General features: G+C 58.0%; 14 protein-coding genes and 5 pseudogenes. 10 read left to right on the top strand and 9 right to left on the bottom strand.

Going from position 1 to position 17305, the window contains the following annotated elements:
- Positions 1-26: 26 nt before the first annotated feature.
- The gene (locus CBW24_RS16625) at positions 27-443 is read right to left on the bottom strand and encodes a hypothetical protein (RefSeq protein WP_232530349.1); all 417 of its coding nucleotides are present in this window, start codon (positions 441-443) and stop codon (positions 27-29) included.
- Positions 436-690, bottom strand: coding sequence for a type II toxin-antitoxin system prevent-host-death family antitoxin (locus CBW24_RS16630; protein WP_097374458.1), 255 nt, complete (start codon positions 688-690; stop codon positions 436-438). The genes CBW24_RS16625 and CBW24_RS16630 overlap by 8 nt, the downstream gene beginning before the upstream one ends.
- Positions 691-897: 207 nt before the next feature.
- Here CBW24_RS16630 and CBW24_RS16635 point away from each other — a divergent pair.
- A pseudogene (locus tag CBW24_RS16635) lies at positions 898-1273 on the top strand (H-NS histone family protein).
- Here the strand turns inward: CBW24_RS16635 and CBW24_RS16640 are convergent.
- Entirely contained in the window at positions 1237-1737 is a 501-nt protein-coding gene (locus tag CBW24_RS16640; protein WP_097374459.1) for an MBL fold metallo-hydrolase, read from the bottom strand. The pseudogene CBW24_RS16635 and the gene CBW24_RS16640 sit on opposite strands and share 37 nt — an antisense overlap.
- A 71-nt stretch (positions 1738-1808) precedes the next feature.
- A complete protein-coding gene (locus CBW24_RS16645) occupies positions 1809-2510 on the bottom strand; it encodes an IS6 family transposase (RefSeq protein ID WP_097374460.1) in 702 nt (233 codons plus the stop codon).
- Positions 2511-2572: 62 nt separating this feature from the next.
- Here CBW24_RS16645 and CBW24_RS16650 point away from each other — a divergent pair.
- Both CBW24_RS16650 and CBW24_RS16655 read left to right on the top strand, forming a co-directional pair.
- A pseudogene (locus tag CBW24_RS16650) lies at positions 2573-2770 on the top strand (IS5/IS1182 family transposase); the annotation flags it as partial.
- A 53-nt stretch (positions 2771-2823) separates the two neighbouring features.
- Positions 2824-3659 (top strand): annotated as a pseudogene (locus tag CBW24_RS16655) (Fic family protein); the annotation flags it as partial.
- 232 nt (positions 3660-3891) lie between these two features.
- On the opposite strand, the gene repC reads toward CBW24_RS16655, so the two are convergent.
- From repC to CBW24_RS16675, 4 genes and pseudogenes are all read right to left on the bottom strand, one after another.
- Positions 3892-4947, bottom strand: a complete 1056-nt coding sequence (gene repC, locus CBW24_RS16660) for a plasmid replication protein RepC (RefSeq protein WP_097374461.1) — start codon at positions 4945-4947, stop codon at positions 3892-3894.
- A 238-nt stretch (positions 4948-5185) separates the two neighbouring features.
- On the bottom strand, positions 5186-6154 hold the full coding sequence (gene repB / locus CBW24_RS16665) for a plasmid partitioning protein RepB (protein WP_232530350.1): 969 nt from the start codon (positions 6152-6154) through the stop codon (positions 5186-5188).
- Positions 6154-7353: a plasmid partitioning protein RepA gene (repA, locus tag CBW24_RS16670; protein WP_097374463.1), complete on the bottom strand. Its 1200-nt coding sequence runs from the start codon at positions 7351-7353 to the stop codon at positions 6154-6156. The genes repB and repA overlap by 1 nt, the downstream gene beginning before the upstream one ends.
- A gap of 342 nt (positions 7354-7695) precedes the next feature.
- A pseudogene (locus CBW24_RS16675) lies at positions 7696-8672 on the bottom strand (recombinase family protein).
- A gap of 139 nt (positions 8673-8811) precedes the next feature.
- Here CBW24_RS16675 and CBW24_RS16680 point away from each other — a divergent pair.
- From CBW24_RS16680 to CBW24_RS16690, 3 genes are all read left to right on the top strand, one after another.
- Positions 8812-9879, top strand: a complete 1068-nt coding sequence (locus tag CBW24_RS16680) for a helix-turn-helix domain-containing protein (RefSeq protein WP_007803223.1) — start codon at positions 8812-8814, stop codon at positions 9877-9879.
- A 149-nt stretch (positions 9880-10028) separates the two neighbouring features.
- Entirely contained in the window at positions 10029-10493 is a 465-nt protein-coding gene (locus CBW24_RS16685) for an excisionase family DNA-binding protein (RefSeq protein ID WP_007803221.1), read from the top strand.
- Complete coding sequence (locus CBW24_RS16690; RefSeq protein ID WP_007803220.1) at positions 10490-11059, top strand: VapC50 family PIN domain-containing toxin; 570 nt, start codon at positions 10490-10492, stop codon at positions 11057-11059. The genes CBW24_RS16685 and CBW24_RS16690 overlap by 4 nt, the downstream gene beginning before the upstream one ends.
- A gap of 58 nt (positions 11060-11117) precedes the next feature.
- Here the strand turns inward: CBW24_RS16690 and CBW24_RS18705 are convergent.
- A pseudogene (locus CBW24_RS18705) lies at positions 11118-11519 on the bottom strand (hypothetical protein); the annotation flags it as partial.
- Between the two features lie 146 nt (positions 11520-11665).
- On the opposite strand from CBW24_RS18705, the gene CBW24_RS16700 reads away from it, so the two are divergent.
- From CBW24_RS16700 to CBW24_RS16715, 4 genes are all read left to right on the top strand, one after another.
- Positions 11666-13300 (top strand): TnsB C-terminal domain-containing protein, encoded by a 1635-nt coding sequence (locus CBW24_RS16700; RefSeq protein WP_139274568.1) that lies wholly within the window; start codon positions 11666-11668, stop codon positions 13298-13300.
- A 1-nt stretch (position 13301) separates the two neighbouring features.
- Complete coding sequence (locus tag CBW24_RS16705) at positions 13302-14183, top strand: TniB family NTP-binding protein (protein ID WP_093037101.1); 882 nt, start codon at positions 13302-13304, stop codon at positions 14181-14183.
- Entirely contained in the window at positions 14180-14971 is a 792-nt protein-coding gene (locus CBW24_RS16710) for a TniQ family protein (RefSeq protein ID WP_093037357.1), read from the top strand. The genes CBW24_RS16705 and CBW24_RS16710 overlap by 4 nt, the downstream gene beginning before the upstream one ends.
- Before the next feature lie 492 nt (positions 14972-15463).
- Positions 15464-17218 (top strand): tannase/feruloyl esterase family alpha/beta hydrolase, encoded by a 1755-nt coding sequence (locus tag CBW24_RS16715; RefSeq protein ID WP_097374464.1) that lies wholly within the window; start codon positions 15464-15466, stop codon positions 17216-17218.
- Positions 17219-17305 lie beyond the last annotated feature (87 nt).

Consider the following 17305-nt stretch of genomic DNA (forward strand, 5'->3'; position numbering starts at 1 on the left):
CTGGGCAGACCCTGCGGTGATCGAGATTACTTCAGCCGATCAACAACCGATGCCCCGCCCGACCTGGCAAGCGCGATCAGGCTGGACTGGATTTTGGATGTGAAGACGGAACTGAACGTGCCAATGGGCGTGCGGTCCTCCCAAACATAGGACCGCTCCAGAATATCAGTGTTGATCTCGTCCAGCATGACCCATTTGCGGACATGGGTCTCTAACCCCACGCGCTGCGACTCGATCTGAGGCACCTCGATGAATTTGCGCGAGGCCAAGGGAGGCTGCGTCGTGATCGGCAGGATGAACACCACGGTCTCGGTATCGGATCTGGCGACAGTGACGGCGATACAAACAGGCCGCGTCTTGCGGCCCTCAGTCTCGCCCGTCATCTGTTCGCGTTTCCACAGGAACGGATAGCGGAAAACCTCTCCAGCGGCAGGCTTAGTCATCCGCCCGCGTCAAGTCCCGCTCGAGCCCTTCTATCATAAGCGCCTTGAGATCCTCGGGCATCTCGTCGATCATGTGAGCCTGCTGCGTGGCCCCCCGCGCAAGCTGCTGGTACTGATCCATGCTCATCAGCACGAATTTCGGCTTGCGGTGCTTGGTGATCGCGATCGGCGACCGAATGGCCGCATCGAACAGGTCACTGGTGTGCCGCGTCAGGTCGGCCGCCTTGAACTCGGGAAGCTCTTGCATGATCTAGGTCTCCATTCGTGCAGAATATACATACATTCTGGATATTCTGCAAGAGATGGGTTGAGCCCTCCCATGTGTCATCCGAACCGCCGCCCGGTCTCAGTGAAGGTGTATTCATTGGCGATTATACCCACGCCTTCCGCGAGTTTCGGTAGTCCGCTGCGGCGGGCTATCGATACCGGATCGTTCAGGACACGGAGCGCACCAATGGCTGATTACGATCTCGAGGTACTGTCGCTCAGCGAGCTAAAGAAAATGCCGCAATGACGTCGCCAAGGCGATCTCCACCTATCAAGATCGGCATAAGGCGGACGCCCGCGCCAAGGTGGAAGCTCTTGCTCGGGATCTGGGCTACTCCCTGGCCGAGCTCGTCGGCACCGAGACGAAATCTTCCCGTGCGCCTGCACCGGCGAAATACCGGCACCCTGAGAACCCGTCGCTCACCTGGTCTGGCAGGGGGCGCAAACCGCAGGGGTCCGTGAAGGCGCTGGTTTACGGGCGGGACAGGAGCGGCACTGACTGTCAGCCAAGCCCTGTGGTGACGCATCAGCGCTCCGGCACACCAACTGCCACGACCTCATAATCCCGCGCGGGCCTGCACGCGATCCTCGAGGCGGCCAGGTACTGATCGAGATCGTGATTGAGATGCGTCAGCCGTGCCTGTTTCGGGGCAAGCCGCGCGATGATCGCATTGGCTTCGTCCAGATCGTTGTGGCCCCGTGGGTCGGGGCTGCCTGGCGGATAGGCGCAGTCGAGTATAACCAGGTCGAGGGGGGCGGCCTCGAGGACCGCAAAAGTCTCCTCCGGCAGGCCGCGTGTGACGGACAGGTATGCGATCCGTTCCGCCCCGTGTTCGATCACCCAGCCGAGTGTCGGGCGCGAATGGATCAGCGCGACCGGCGTCAGCGTAACCGGCCCGATGCAGAACGTGTCGCCCGCGGCACAGGTCTGGAAACGCAGTCGACCGGGGTGTTTCGTCAGGTCATCATAGCCGCGCGGATCATCTGGGCACCAGACGGGCAACGGTTCCGCCAGGCTCCAGCGCATCAGGGTCAAGCCAAGGCAAGGTGTTGTCACATTAACTAGCGTTGCTAATGAGAAATTCTGATGCCGGTATTTCAAGTTGCTCGCGTGATGGCATTCCAGGCGTCAAATGCTTCGAGGCGGTGATAACGGATTGTTAGGGCATAGCGACGGCGGGAGGGAACAAAGAAGCAGTTTCGAATGGCTGAGTGGATTGATACAAACCGTTGCAGACTTCCCAGTGAACGATATCCCTGCATTGCCCTTTCCCGCTTTCGAAATGGTAAGTGGCTGTTTTCTGCACGGTTATTCAAACCCTTGTGCGACCGATGCTCGACGCCCGGCGCGATCTCGCGTTTGGCTGCACCATAGGACCTCAGCTTGTCGGTGATAAAACGTTTTGGCGTTCGCTCCTGTCTCTTCATCAATCTGCGCAACAGGCGTTCTGCTGCTTCCTTATCGCGCTTTCGTTGAAGAATTTCATCCAAAACTACGCCGTTCTGATCAACAGCACGCCATAGCCAAAACTTCCCGCCTTTGACGTTCACAACGACTTCGTCCAAATGCCAAATATCGCCGGGTCGAGGTTGTCTACGGCGCAAACCGCGCGCGATGGATGGGCCAAACCTCACAATCCATCGCCGGATGGTCTCGTACGAGACATCAAACCCGCGTTCCAGAAACATCTCTTCGACCTCACGAAGGCTGAGGTTGAAGCGACAATACAGCCAAACAGCATGAGTAATGATTGCTGGCGGAAATCGGTGGCGCTTGTAACTGATCGATTGTTTGCTCATCCGAAATGCCTACGAGCAAATGTCGGCGTCGGCAATGCGGGTTGGTTTATGTGACAACACCTGGACGGGCACTCTGGCGAAAGCTGACCGGATATCACCGACGAAGCCGCGCAGAGACAAAGATGAACTGCGTCAAACTACTTAGCCAAGGCATCATGGCTCGAGACTTCGACCGGCAGGTTGCTGAGCTTCAGGTCCGCATCGCAGTGCTTAACCGCTACACCGCTCTTGGCATACCCGTCACAGAGCCCGGATCATAAGTCCGTCTGGGGAAAGGGGAAGCTCGACCTTCACCCGATTTGTGCAACAGAGCCAATGGGCTATCGACGAGATGCACCGCAAAGGGCACCCTGCCCCGCCCCACATCTATCGAATTCCTGACTTGGGTCCATAAAAGCTTCTACGACGAGATGCCTGATGAGTTTCGGGTCATCGAGCATTCTGACGGCACACACGAGCCCATCATTCCGGGAGGCATGCGCCAAGATGACGATCGGGAAGTTGCGGTCGGGCGCCACCTACCTCCTTCATCGTCGCGCGTTGCGGCATTCATGGACCATTTCGACAAATGGTTTCAGATTGCGGCGCGGTCTTCAAGCGGACGGATCATCGCGATCGCGTCTGCAGATCACCGGCTGAACTACATCCACCCTTTCCCGGATGGTAACGGCCGTGTCAGCAGACTGATGTCTCATGCCATGGCCCTCACAGCGGGGATGGATGGCCAAGGGTTCTGGTGCGTGGCACGTGGGCTGGCCCGCGGGCTAACCGATCGGGGCGAGTACAAACGGATGATGGATCTGGCCGACAGTCAACGCCGCGGAGACCGCGACGGACGGGGGAACCTGTCAGAAGCGGCACTGAAGACGTTCAGTGAATGGTTTTTAAAGGTGACGCTCGACCAGATCACCTTCTCAGCAAGATTGTTCGATCTCGGCGGTTCTTCGGCATGGCGCACTGGAACGAGGCGACGCGCAGATTGTGCTCAAGACCTCTGAGCGCACGGCACGCAACACGCTGCGCAAACTGACCGCCGCCGGATACCTGACCTCCGCCTCGGTGAAGACGCCTGTTCGGCTCGCGTTTCCGTTGGATTATCGAGAGCGGCTCTTCCCAAACCTGTTTGGAGATGGTGACCTCCCACAATAACGCTTGGGATGTAGGGAGAAATGCCTGATTGCCGAAATCTTTCTTGGGCGGCGAGAATTCCACTAAGGCTACTCGTGCGTCACTTGTCCACCGCGGTGGACATCTGCTGGTCTGAGATAAACTGAACGACTAACACGCGCCGCTAGGTGCATTTCGGCTTAGCGGCTTCCAAGCGTTTGGACAGTCGTCGTCATAAGAGCCGCTTCCTGTTAGAAGTCCACCGCGGTGGACATTAGACGGTTGGCTCATTGGTTTCGGACAGTCGCGTGATCAAAGCTAATGGATCAAATTGGTTTTGCCTTTGACCCAGGGTGATACTGTGAAAATACGCTCCAAAGTCCCTGATGCGTTTTCCAAGCTGTAGCATGATGAAGATCGCGCATGACGCTTTCTGAGCTCCTACAGCACCCATGGCTTTCTCGAATGTTTCTGGGTGAATGCCCATCATGGGTGCAAGCGTTCGAGCATGGTTTTCAATGTCCAACCAATTTCTAAGTCTCTCTGTGGAGAACGATGTCGCCTGATCGCAGACTGAGGTCAGCAGGTCTGGTTTCAGGGCCTCATTGCTTATGTTGCTATCTAAATCTTTTTTTTCTTCTTCAGACTTAGATTGGTGCCGGACAGTTTGTCCGTCATTGGCGGGCAATTTCATAGTTTCTAGTGGGTCATCTGGGGTATACAAACCTTGGCATTCTGTGTCCGTGTCGGCCAGGAGCGCGTGGTATTCTGGGAGGCTCAGCTTCCTGCGTAGAGCTTTCCGCGCGTGGTTGATGAATGTGTTGCTGGGATCATGCTCTTCCAAATGGGCGAGCTTTGTAAGGATCTGTTTGCGGACAAATATCCGATCCCGCCGGTTATTCTCCATCTTTTGCGCGATGGCGAGAAGCTCGCTCGCACGTTGGAGTAGGGGGGCGAGCGACAATCCATAACTGATGCACTCCCCGCCGGACGAGCGAACGCGGTAGCGCTTTCGGTTCGAACTGTCATTGCGCTTAATGAACCCGAGTTCAACGAAGCGGTTGATGTGCCTGCGAAGTGTCCGTTCGTCGATTCCGCCAACGCGCTGGCAGATTGAATTGTTCGACGCAAAAACCGTTTCGCCATGGCCAGGCTTCAGAAAACTGAGCATTGCTTGAAGTGTTTGTATGTGGCCAGGACGCAGACCCAACACGCTGCGTGCATCTCTCAGTGCCCTGAAGATGGTCCAGATGTCGGTTTCAGCCGCGGGAATTGTGCCGGGTGCTGCGTCAGCACCAGCGGCTCCGATCGATAGTTTTGTGAATGCCATGGTTTGTTCACGACGACCGTTTGGCCCACAACTTTCCCGTCTCTTCCCGAGTTTTCGCTCAGAAAAAGGCAATAAAAATCCGTCCACCGAAGCGGTGACTCTTGACCGGTTTGCTGGAGGTTGCTACATCATGAGTGCTAATCGAATGATGAGGGCTCTCCAGGGGAAACTTTGGGGGGCTCTTTTCTTTCTGGTCTTCGCTTTTCTCCTCTGCTCGCGTTACTCTGTGTGGCTTGGGTTAGGACCCAGAGCCGCTCTCATTCCGCCACCGTTCGAAGAGCTGCAAAAGCGTTGCTTCCGCGCGCTCTTCGAGCCATTGGCCGAATTCCGGGTTGTCCTTTTTGACGACCTTGATAGCGATTGCTTTCTCATCGACAGTCAGCGTGCCCAAAGAACTGCCGTGCTTATCTTTGATGACCGACGTCAGACCACGATTGGGCGGCTTTTTGTCGTTACGTGTTTTGCTTGCGCAAGCCGAGTAGACCGCCTGGAACTTTTCGGAACTTGGAGTGTCGTCGGGCAGGGCGGCGATTGTCTCTTTGGCGATGTCCAACAAATCTACCTTCACCGATAAGGTAGCCAGATCACCCCACTGCCGTCGTCCGATGCCATGTGCTGGCCCGATGAGTTGAACAAGCCCGTCCGGCAGTTGCTCAATGACAACCCTGTGGTTGGATACGCCTTGCCGGGTCAGGCCTAGAGCATCCTGAATGACACCGGGTTTGTACCCGGATTCATGCATCTCTTTGATAAATAATGATTTTTCTATGAAAGACGGATCTAGCCGGAGGTTGTTCTCCTGGCCCTGAGCGATCAGAGATGCGTCATCATCCAAGGTTCGAACGATCGCCTTGACCGTGCCACCAACCTTACGGATCGCCGCAAGCCTGCGGCGACCGTAGATGATGCGGTATCTGTCCGGTTGGGTTGATGGGCGAACCATGATGGGCACTTGTTGGCCATGCTTACGAATGCTCTCGGCCAACTCATCGATGCTGGAATCTTCCAGCACCAACCGATCGCGCAGACCATCCATGTCAATCTGATCGGGCTCAATGTCGCGGATCGAGTTTGCTGTGATCTCGCGCAAAGAGTCGCGCAATCCACCAACAGATCCCGGCAGCTTTGCCGCTTTTGGCGGGGTAGGGGAGGGGGCTGCGCTCTCCGTCTCATCCTTTGGAGGCTGGTTGAAGATGTTTCGGGCCATCAGCGACGCCCCCATGCCATTTGGATCGTCTGCTCCAGTTCATCGCCAACGCCGTTCACGCTAGTCAGGGCGCGATCAATTGTCTTTCTGATGAACTGGCTTGGGTCTACTTCGTAGACGGTCTGTTGGGTCATCCCCGCGTCGGAGATTGCCGTAGACTTCAGCATTGGCTCTGTCATGACCTGACCTGCCAGAATCGATCTCAGGTAGCCTGCCATTTGGGTCTGCGGCCCGTCCGACGGTTCATATCTGGTAATCAGGAACTTGACAAAATCCCAGGTAACACGCCGACCGATGGCTTCTTCCACGGCCTTGACCGTTTCCGAAGCAAGTTTCAGGAACTGGCTCATGGAAGCGATGTCGAGCATGCCAGGTACCACGGTTACCAAAAGCCCCGTCGAGGCTGCCAACGCCGTAAGGGTCAAAAAACCAAGTTGAGGCGGGCAGTCGATCAAAACGATGTCGTAGTTTGCCTCAACCTCTTCCAGCGCCAAAGCGAGGCGCTCTGCAAAGATGGGCTGTACGCGACGGGCGAGTGCGTTTGCGGTCTCGGTTTCGTACTCCGAAAGCATCAAACCGGCTGGCACCATGTCGAGTTTATGAAAGTATGTCTTTTGGATCACGTTTGAGAGCGGAACCTGATCTTCATATCTCAGAGCATCATAGATTGTGCCGCCTTCTGCGAACTCGAGCTCAGGCCGAAAGCCGAAAAAGGTGGTCAAACTTGCCTGCGGATCGAGATCCAAGACCAACACTCGGTAGCCTCGCAAGGCATACCGTTGTGCAAGATGGATCGTTGCTGTCGTTTTTGACGATCCGCCTTTGAAATTGACAATAGATATCACCTGGAGACGATCGCCATCACGTCGACCTGGGCGGTAGCTTTCTGCGTTCTTTCCAGTGCGCTCCAGAATATCGCGCAAGTCATCAATCTCTTGGGCTGTGTAGAACCTGTGCCCGCGGTTGTCTGCGTGCACTTCCGGGAAGCTGCCGTCTTTGTGCCGGTTGCGCAGATTAGATGTGCTTACGCGCAGGAGGCTGGCAACTTCGGTAGAACTGAAACGGCGCAGGGACTTTCGTTCTTCGGGTTCGAAAGCGATCTTCATCTGGCGATCCAAAGACTCAGCCAGATTGTCTGCAAATGCTCCGATGTCGGAAGAGCCTATGCCTTGCGTGTATCCAACGTTACGATCATCCATGTCCTGCTGCCCACTCTCGGCCTCTGTTAAGGCTCTTAGTCATTCTGACGGTGTACAGCGCGTTTGACGCGTTTTGCCGTCAGAATGGGAATGCCACGATCCAGTGTGTCCGGCAAGAAGAATTTAGATGTAGTGTGAAAGTTACCCACAGCGCCAATACGTACAGTCACATCAAAATTAACGCAAGTTTTTGATTTTATTTAATTAAGTCTACGAGCTCGTGTTTCAAACCACCTATCCGAATTGTTTAGACGGTATCGGCTAAACCCATGCAACCAATGGCACAATTGACCTTCTGACGGTGCCTGGAGCGATAGATTCAGCTGGATGAGCCTTTGCTAGTTACAGTCGGGAGTAGACCGATTCTGATGCAATTAGACCAAGTCGCTCCGCTCGTTCGAGCAACATCTTGACCGAAGACGGCTGCCAGCTGGCACGACCCCGAGGGGTGCGCTCACGCATCGATTCCAGCAGGTCGCAGATTGCCTGCAGCATTATATCAGGATCCGCACCCTTGATAGCTGCTACAATCGCCGGCAGGCGATCGTCGGTTTTGGGACGTCCAGCGCGTCCAAGCACTTCATCAGGCAGGAACCCGTCGCGCACATATGCCTTCACGGCGCGGAGCAAGCGGCTTTGGGTCCAGCGGCGATCTGGGGGCAGGGGGCAATTGATGATCCGCAGGACGTCTTCCGAGGCCATATGGGGGCGCAAGCGGCGCACGTGGGGTACCCAACCTGCGCGGTCTCGTTCAGGCGCTCCATGTAGCCGTCTTGCCGCGCCAGTCGCACCTTGCGCAGCGCGGCGGGGTCCTTGGCGCGAAGCCCAGGGTTGCCGCCCACACGTCCTTTGGCGCGCGCAGAGGCGAGCCCAGCCTTTGTCCGTTCGCGGATCAGCGCGCGTTCGAACTCGGCCGCAGCGCCCAGAACCTGCAGGGTGAACTTGCCCTGCGGGGAGGCAGTATCGATCAGGTCTTGGAGTGAACGAAAGAAAGCACCCCTGGCTTCCAGCCGCTCGATCACCTCCAGCAAGTGCGACAGAGACCGCGCAAGCCGGTGATCCGCACGACAACCAGCGTGTCACCGCTCTGGACACGTTCCAGCACGCGCGCGGTTGCCGCCTGAGGCGTGTTCTTCGAAGATTTCGGCGCAACCCGCAGATTGGAGAGCCTCAGACGGGGGCAGGGGGGTCTGATCCTCTGTTGATACGCGCGCATAGCCTATGAGGGGCCTGAAATCGGGCCGTTTGCAATTTAAGGTATCGGTAATAAACGACCGTTTGTAAATGAATGCAAGGGCGCGCTCTGTGGCGCTGTTCATCAGAAAGCCCTTGGTTTCCATACGCAGAGCGCGATCAGGGAGGTCTCGCGGACCATCGCGCGCGCGTGCTATGTAAGGTGTACAAACGCACTCTGATAAAACCCTTGGGTAAAGCTCAAAATAGCTGTATTTTGCGCATATGAGGCCTGGAACCCCCGCATTGTATGATGAATCCGACGCGCTCGGCATTTATGCTGAGGAGGTCGAACAGGCGTCTGAGGACGACCTGTGGTTTCTGCCCGGTCCGATGGACGACGAGCCGGACTATTTGCCGCCGGGACCACGGGCCGAACCGCGTGAAACCGAGGTCCTCGACGAATGGCGGAAGGCAGAGGGCGGGCAGGCCGCGCGTCTTGCCCGTGTGGCCGGTCGCGTCGGCGCGCTGGACGACCGGTTGAAGCGCGGACCGGAAGGATGGCGGCATCGGCTTGCGCTGATGGAGGCCGCAGATTTGAGCTGGCACACCGGTGACCGCATCAGCCAAGACCGGCTGGCGCTCTGGATCTCGCTGCGCCTGTCCGGTGTCCAGGACGACACGGCGGCGCTGGCGCGAGTCGGATGGGCGATTCGGCGACTGACGGGTGGACCGGGACCGGAGCAGGACCTTTCCGCCTTCCTCGACCGTCGCGACCCCGAGAACATCAGTGATGAGACCGAGCCGTTCGTGGATCGCGCGAGCGGTTGGCTGGATCTGATGGGGCAGGCCACGGACCTGCACCCGATCACTCGCGCTTGCGCGGGCTTTCACCTCTGGCGCCTCGCGGGGCTCGGGCAGCACGACGACCGTATGGAAGCGGCTGTCGCAGCTGCGCGGATCGCGGCCAGCGATGGAAGAGGCGCAGTCTTCACGCCTCTGGCCATGGGCGGGGCAGGGGGACTACGAGCCGGTGGTTCACCGTTCGAACGTCTGGAACGCTGGCTATACGGGATGGAAGCCGCGTGCCTGACCGCGGTGCGGCACCTTGACGATATCGAGGCATGGTCGGCGCGGGCGGAAGCCGAAATGACATTGCTCTCGGGCAGGACGCCGCCGGCCTTGCGCGCAGTGCTGACCGAATGGCCGCTCGTCTCTGCGCCAATGGCCCAGGCCCTGACGAGTGCCAGTCGCGCCGCTGTTCAGCGCAACCTTGCATGGATGCAAGAGCGGGGTCTGATCCGCGAGGTGACAGGACAGGGGCGGTTCAGGATGTGGAAGGCGACAAACTGAAGGTTAGCGTGGGTCTCACCCGCTCACTCGACAGCAGCGATAACCGCGAGCACGCGGCAGGGCGCGCAGAAACTCACCAACACTTAATGCATTTGTTGCACTTATTTCATATATGGTGGTAGAGAACAGAAACCGGAGAGGAGACCACCATGAACATGCTGGCACACCGACATCTTCCGCCCACGCCGCAGGACGCAGCGATTGCGCGCGTCTCTGGCCAGGCATTGTCACGCTTCGCCCAGGCGCGCGCGCCGTTGAAACTTCGTGTGACGGACTCCGAGCAGATGGAGCCGATCGAGCTTCCTGCGGGCGCCGTATCGCTGCTCATGGAGATCCTCGAGGCGATGGCAGCGGGGCGGGGGGTCACCATCATCCCCGAGAACGCCGAACTCTCGACCGTACAGGCCGCTGAGGTTCTGAACGTCTCGCGTCCGTTCCTGATCAAGCTGCTCGAGGATGGTGCCATACCGCATCGGAAGGTCGGCAAGCATCGCCGCGTCCGCATGGAAGACGTGATGTCCTACAAGGCCGCGATCGATACCGAGCGTGAAGCTGCGCTCGATCAACTGGCCGCCGACGCTCAAGAGCAGGACATGGGCTACCGCTCGAAATGAGCCAGTACACGGTCCTGTTCGATGCGAACGTCCTTTATCCCGCGCCGATGCGCGATGCACTGATGCAGTTGGCGGTCACAGACCTTTTCAAGGCCAAGTGGACGGCCGATATCCATCGGGAGTGGATTGATGCGCTTCTGCGCAATGAACCTCATCGGGAGCGCGCCGCGCTGGAACGAACTCGCGACTTGATGGACAGGGCCACACGCGACTGTCTGGTCACCGGCTACGAGGCATTGGTGCCGGCCCTAACACTGCCGGACCCTGACGATCGGCACGTTCTGGCGGCGGCAATCGTTGGGCGCTGTGACGCGATCGTCACGCAGAACCTGAAGGACTTCCCACCAGCGGCACTTGCGCCCTTTGGCATCGAGACCCAACACCCTGACGACTTTTTCCGGAACCAACTGTCTCTCGCGCCCGGTCTGGTCTGTTCCGCGCTGCGGAAAGTTCGCGCGCGCCTCAAGAATCCGCTCAAAAGCGTCGACGAGTATCTCGCGATCCTGACACAGCAGGGGTTGGTCGCCACGGTTGCCGACCTGGAGCAATTCGCCGACCTGCTTTGATCCCAGAACTGCCCTGACTGAATACGTTCTGGCCAGAGTTGTGGCACCCGATCCATCATCACCGCGAGATTTCGCCCGCCAGGACTGCACGCCCGTGGACTGCAAGCGTAGCAGTGAACCTCGGGCAACCGAACTGCCGGATCACGGCGACAATGCGCGCATCGTACGCCGCTTGCCCTATGACGCGACACAGGTCTGACGCGTGAAACTGGCGGTTCGAGCTTGGCGCAGCCTTGATCTGTTCGTGCAGCTCGCGCTCTCGTGGCTCTTGAACCGGCTGTGGTGCGGGGAGAGCCGGTGGGCGCGTCGCTTCTCCAAGCGAGGTGCGCCACCGGCGCATGAAGCCGAGCAGGAAACCGGCCGGAACCTTGCTGTTCCCACGGGCCCGGTTGAAGGCAAGGAAGCGTTCCCAGATCACTTGCGTATCGACGTTCCAGCAGGGTAGGGCGCTCTTCGCGGCTGTCGCGTAGCCCTTAATTGTGAGATGAGAAATTCAATGAATTCAACGACTGTGTTTTGCCCTTAAATATGAGATTTTGCCTTTAATTCCGATATTTTTGCCCTTAAACCTGAGACAGGGTTCACAGGCTTGTGCGGCAGATATCGATGGAAAATGATGGCGAAGACTCAGTTGCCGTTGGTGCAGAAGAGGCGCGCAGGGCTGCAGTGCTGCGTCCGCTTGTTCAGGCATATCTGAAAGGTACTGGCGGTCTGGAAAGTGGCATCAATGATGCCGTTTGGGAACTCGGTGTCAGCAGGGCTACGGTATGGCGTTGGTTAAAGCGGCTGGCCGAAGAGGGTGGGCGCACGAGCGCTCTGGTGCCGCGGAAACGGGGCCGCCCGACTGGAACAACTTTGATATCCGGCAAAGTTGAAGCGGTGATCGAAGAACATCTTCGCCGTTATTTCTTGCGCCGGGAGCGTTCGAGCCTGTCGCGCGTCGTGACAGAAATCCGCAGCGCGTGCTGGCAACAAGGCTTGCAGCCGCCGACACGGCGGACGGTTCAGCGTCGTCTGGATGCGATGGATGCCCGCGAAGTTGCGAAAGCACGAGAGGGCGCAAAGGTGGCCCGCCAGAAATTTGCGCCGGTCACAGGTGAGGTCAAGGCCAGTGTGCCACTGGAGATCGTCCAAATTGATCATACGCCGGCGGACATCATTCTTGTCGACAGCTTTGAACGCCAACCAATTGGGCGGCCTTGGGTCACGCTGGCGATCGACATCGCAACGCGGATGGTAACTGGATACTACACCTCTCTGGAGGCCCCTTCGCGTCTGTCAGTGGCGCTTTGCCTGACACAGGCTGTGGCCCCCAAGGCGGAACTTCTGGCGGAATTGGTGTGCAATGTTCCTTGGCCCGCGCAGGGTAAACCGCATAGCATCCACGTCGATAACGGGCGCGATTTCCGGTCGCATGCCTTTCGGTCGGCATGTGCGGAATGGGGGATCGATCTGGTCTATCGGCCGCCAGGCAGTCCTCATTTCGGAGGGCACATCGAACGATTGATCGGCACGATGATGGGGGCCGTGCACCTGTTGCCTGGAACAACGCAATCCTCGGTCGTGGCCAAGGGCGACTACGATGCCGAAGGCATGGCCACGATGACTTTAGGCGACTTCGATCGCTGGTTTGCCCTGGAAATCTGCCGCTACAACAACAGCATTCATTCAAGTCTTGGCTGTACGCCCGTCGCCAAATGGGAGGCGCTCTCAGAGCAAATGATGGGCGACATCCCCTTCGAGATGGAAGCCTTTCGGGTGAGCTTCTTGCCGAGCGAATTGCGCAAGGTCAGGCGTGACGGCATCCATCTGTTTCAGATACGGTACTGGTCGGATGCTCTTGCAGGCCACATTGGGCGCAGCGATGGGAAGGTGGTCGTTCGCTACGACCCTCGCGATATCTCAATGATCTGGGTCGAATTGGACGATGGCCGATATGTTGAGGCGCGTTACAGAAACCTGGAAATTCCGCCCGTGCCGCTCTGGGAATATCGCGAAGCCATGAGGAAGGCCCGTGCACTTGGCAAGTCCGGGTCCAATGAGCTGGTCCTGGCTGAGCTGATCCGACAGCAACGCCAGATCGAAGCTGAAAGCCGGGGCCTCACGAAGGCCGAACGCCGATCCCGTGAAAGAAAAGGGACATTGGAGGGCGCCAACTCGGCTGTCGCGACAACCGAAGGGCTGCGCGCGATCGATACGGGTGATACATCGCGCCCATTGTTCAAGGTAGAGAGATGGTGAATTGACGGCAGGGACAACTGAGGAAGACGGTCGGATCGCCCTCATTCAATCGGACATTTGGATCGGCTTTCCGCGGGCCGAACAAGTGCTGGACCGTTTGCAGGGTATGATCGAGGCGCCAAGGCAAACCCGTATGCCTGGCCTTCTTGTGCATGGCGCGTCCGGGATCGGAAAGACGATGATCGCCCGAAACCTGTCGCGCAAGTACGCACCAGAATACGATCCGCCGTCAGGCATCACGCGCACACCGCTTCTGCTGTTGCAAGCGCCGCCCGCACCCGACGAACGGCGGTTCTATCTGCACATCTTGGCCGCCGTCGGCGCCCCGGCGACGGCACTGAGCGCCCGCGCTCAAAATGTGGCTTCCCTCGAAGTCCGTGTCATCGCACTCTTGCGCGACCTTGGCCTGCGGATGATCATGATCGACGAGGTCCACAATCTTTTGGCCGGGACCCACCGCGAACAGCGCCGCTTTCTCAATGTTCTGCGGTATCTCAGCAATGAACTCGAAGTGTCGCTGGTATGCCTCGGGGTCAGCGAGGCCGTCGATGCCATCCGTGGTGATCTCCAGCTTGCCAGGCGGCTGGACGAACATCACCTGCCAAACTGGCGCGACGATGCCGAGTTCTCGGACATGATTCAAACACTCATCGCGGCAATGCCCCTCGAGAAGAAATCCAATCTGAAGGTCAAGTCGCTCAAGCAGATGCTTGCACTGACCGGTGGGGTGACCTCGCGCATCTTCGCCCTGATCAAGGATCTTTCCATCGACGCCATTGTCACTGGTGATGAATGCATCACCGATGACGCAATCGCAAAATGGACGCCGGTTTGGTCGCGTCACGCGTCCGCTGGGCGGCGGCTCGAGAAGTCCCGGGTGTGAAGCCGCGCCCGCTGCCAAAGACTGTCGCGCCGCTGCCAGACGAGTTGTTGTCAGGTTGGTTGTCTCGGCTGGCTGCGGCCAACTACTGTAATGACGCGGAACTGCTGGCCCATATCGAGATCGATACACGACATGGCGCCGCCCTGGACTTCGACGTTGAGGCGGCCGATGCGGAAAAGATATCTATCGCTGCGCGTGTCGATCCCGACACCGTGCAGTCAATGACTTTTAGGGCAATGACGAAAATGGAGATGATGCTCACAGCGCAAGTTCCTTTCCAGTCTTGCCCCGAGTGTTCCCGACGCGGCCTCTCGCTCAGGCATTGGCGGCGATCCTGGGCATTTGATTGCCAATTTTGCGGGACCCTACTTGTTCGGAGCCTCGCAAAGCCCGGTGACGAAAAGTTGCCTGAAAAACTGATAGACCGTGCGCGCTGCGGGGCAGGGCTGCTTGAGCACGCAGCGACGTCAAACCGCCCCAACCTACTTCGACGTGCGATGCGCGCGGTCACCTTTGGCATGTCGCTCAAGGCCGTCCGCGGGGATCCGTTATTCGCTCTTCAGAGCCCCAGACCGGAAGTGAGGCTGTTCTGCCTTGCGGCGATCGCTGCGGCCCAGTCTCGTCCGCTGATAAAAGCGGCCATATCCAGCGCCGGTGCCGACGACTATGTAAGAATTGCTCTGTTGCGCGCCTTCGAGAGAGAGCCACGTCTGCTTGCCGCAGTTGATCATGTTGCGCAACAGCGCGCCAGAAGCACAGGACCAAAGACAGCCGAATCTCACAGTTAAGGACAAAACTCGACGCTCAAAGCGCCATGTCTCAGATTTAAAGGCAAAGCGACACGGCGTAAAGCTCGCCATTCCGATACTGCCGCCGCCACATAGTCAGCAGGAAGCGCGATACCATGCCGACGTGTCGTTACCGCCACCTCACGTCGCCCGACGAAGCTCCCCTCCACGATCTGGAGGTTGTCCGCATCACCCCAGTATCGCCGCCGCGGCACGTGCCCGTCATTCCCACGCTTGACAGCATAGGTTTTACGGCTAACAATCCAAAAGCGCGAATTTCGGATATTGTTCGAATAACGAACATCGGTTTTTTTGAGAATGAAGCTACCTAAAACGGCGAAGAGCCAGGATCTACCGGCGACGCGACGGAGGATGCGTTTCGGTAGAGGGTTGCTGGAGCAATTAAGGGCATTCGCCGCCCGCTGTGCGAGTGCGTTTGATTTGTTGAAGCGATTCCGGGGTGCGCAGGAGTGACAAAATGGAGGAGAGTAAATGCCAATTATCAGATCAACTACGGCCCTTGCAGCAATCGCGAGCGGTTTCTTCTTGACGGGTGTGGATCATGCCGATGCCGCTGTCGCCGGAGATTTTCCCAATCAGTTTCTATCTTGCTTTGACGCGGCGAATCTCACGGAGATTGAGCTTCCAGCGGATGTCCAAGGTTTTCGCCTGATCGAAATTGCAGAGCATGCCGGAGATAAGGGTATGCCGGCGCATTGTGAAATTGTCGGTGCGATCAATGATCGGATCAGCCCTGTGGACGGGCAACATTATTCGATCAAGTTTCGACTCAGGTTGCCGCAGGACTGGAATGGCCGCTTCTACATGGAGGGGGGCGGCGGCTCGAACGGCGCATTGAAAGACGCCATGGGGCCTACGGGGCTCAACCAAGAGGATTCTGCTCTTGAGCGTGGCTTTGCGGTCGTGACAACAGATTCAGGCCATGACAATGACACCAACTCCGACAGCAATGCCTCGGGGCGCTCCGCATTCGGCATGGATCCGCAGGCGCGGCTTGATTTCGGCTACATGTCCTATGATATTGTGACACGTGTAGGGAAGGCAATTGTCGAGAAATATTATGGTGCTGCACCTGAAAAGTCCTATTTCATCGGTTGTTCGGAAGGCGGACGCGAAGCTGCGCTGATGACGCAGCGCTATCCCGATCTGTATGATGGTATTGCGGCCGGTGCACCGGGGATCCACTTCTCATACTCGGCAGCCTATGCGCCGTTTCTGCTCAGAATCTTTGGGAACCTAGCGGAAACGCGGAACCAGTCGGGGCCTGACGGAATCCCGCTGCTGAACAAGCTTTATTCGGACAACGACGTTCAACTGATCGCTGACGCGGTTGTTGGTGCCTGCGATGCGCTGGACGGGTTGGAGGACCGGATGTCCAATAATATTGAGGCCTGTACGACTGTTACAGTGCTTCCGCGACTGAGAGCACTTACTTGTTCTGGTGCAAAGGAAGAAGGTTGCCTGCTGGAGGATCAGATCGACGCCTTTGTCGCCGGGATGGCCGGACCCGTGACATCAGACGGGACAAGGCTGTATCCCGGCCATCCCTGGGATCCCGGTATCGGCGGGCGGATCGGCGACAGCGTGAATGACGGATTCCGGTCGTGGTGGTTCGGTTCCTATGACAGCGACCAAAACAATGCCCGCAAAGTGACCCTCAGCACTCCGCAACACGCAATGCTCTGGCAGACCCCACCGGTGCCTCTGCGCCCGGATGAATATGTGCGGTTCGAGATGAACTTCAACATAGACGAGACGCCGGCGCTCGCCTATGCGACTACCGATCTTTACCCCGTCTCGTCGGCCGAACTTGGTAACGCGGATTCGCCGGACCTTTCCGATTTCGCATCCCGCGGCGGAAAGCTCGTGATCTATCACGGAGCGGCAGACGCAGCATTTTCCGCACTTGATACGATCAAGTACTGGAATGCCGTCAACGAGACAGCCGATGGTCAGGCAGCGGACTTTGCGCGGCTATTTATTATCCCCGGGATGAACCATTGCCAGGGAGGTCCGGCAACAGACGATGTCGACCTGCTGACCCCGCTGATGGCTTGGGTCGAGGACGATCTTCCCATCGAACGGCTTGAAGCCACGGTGTCCAACCCGGACTATTTTGGCGGCAAGAATCTTTCGCGTCCTCTGTGTCCGTACCCGCTCTATGCCGAGTACGATGGGGAAGGAGATCCGTCGAGCGCAGAGAGCTTCACCTGCGTCGCCAACTGACAAGCAACGAGAGGTGGGCGGCACAGCATATGCCGCCCACCGTGTCCTTGAGCCATCCGATGGCGGCCGACGGGGTGAACTGCCATC

This window comes from Pacificitalea manganoxidans, assembly GCF_002504165.1.
GTDB lineage: Bacteria > Pseudomonadota > Alphaproteobacteria > Rhodobacterales > Rhodobacteraceae > Pacificitalea > Pacificitalea manganoxidans.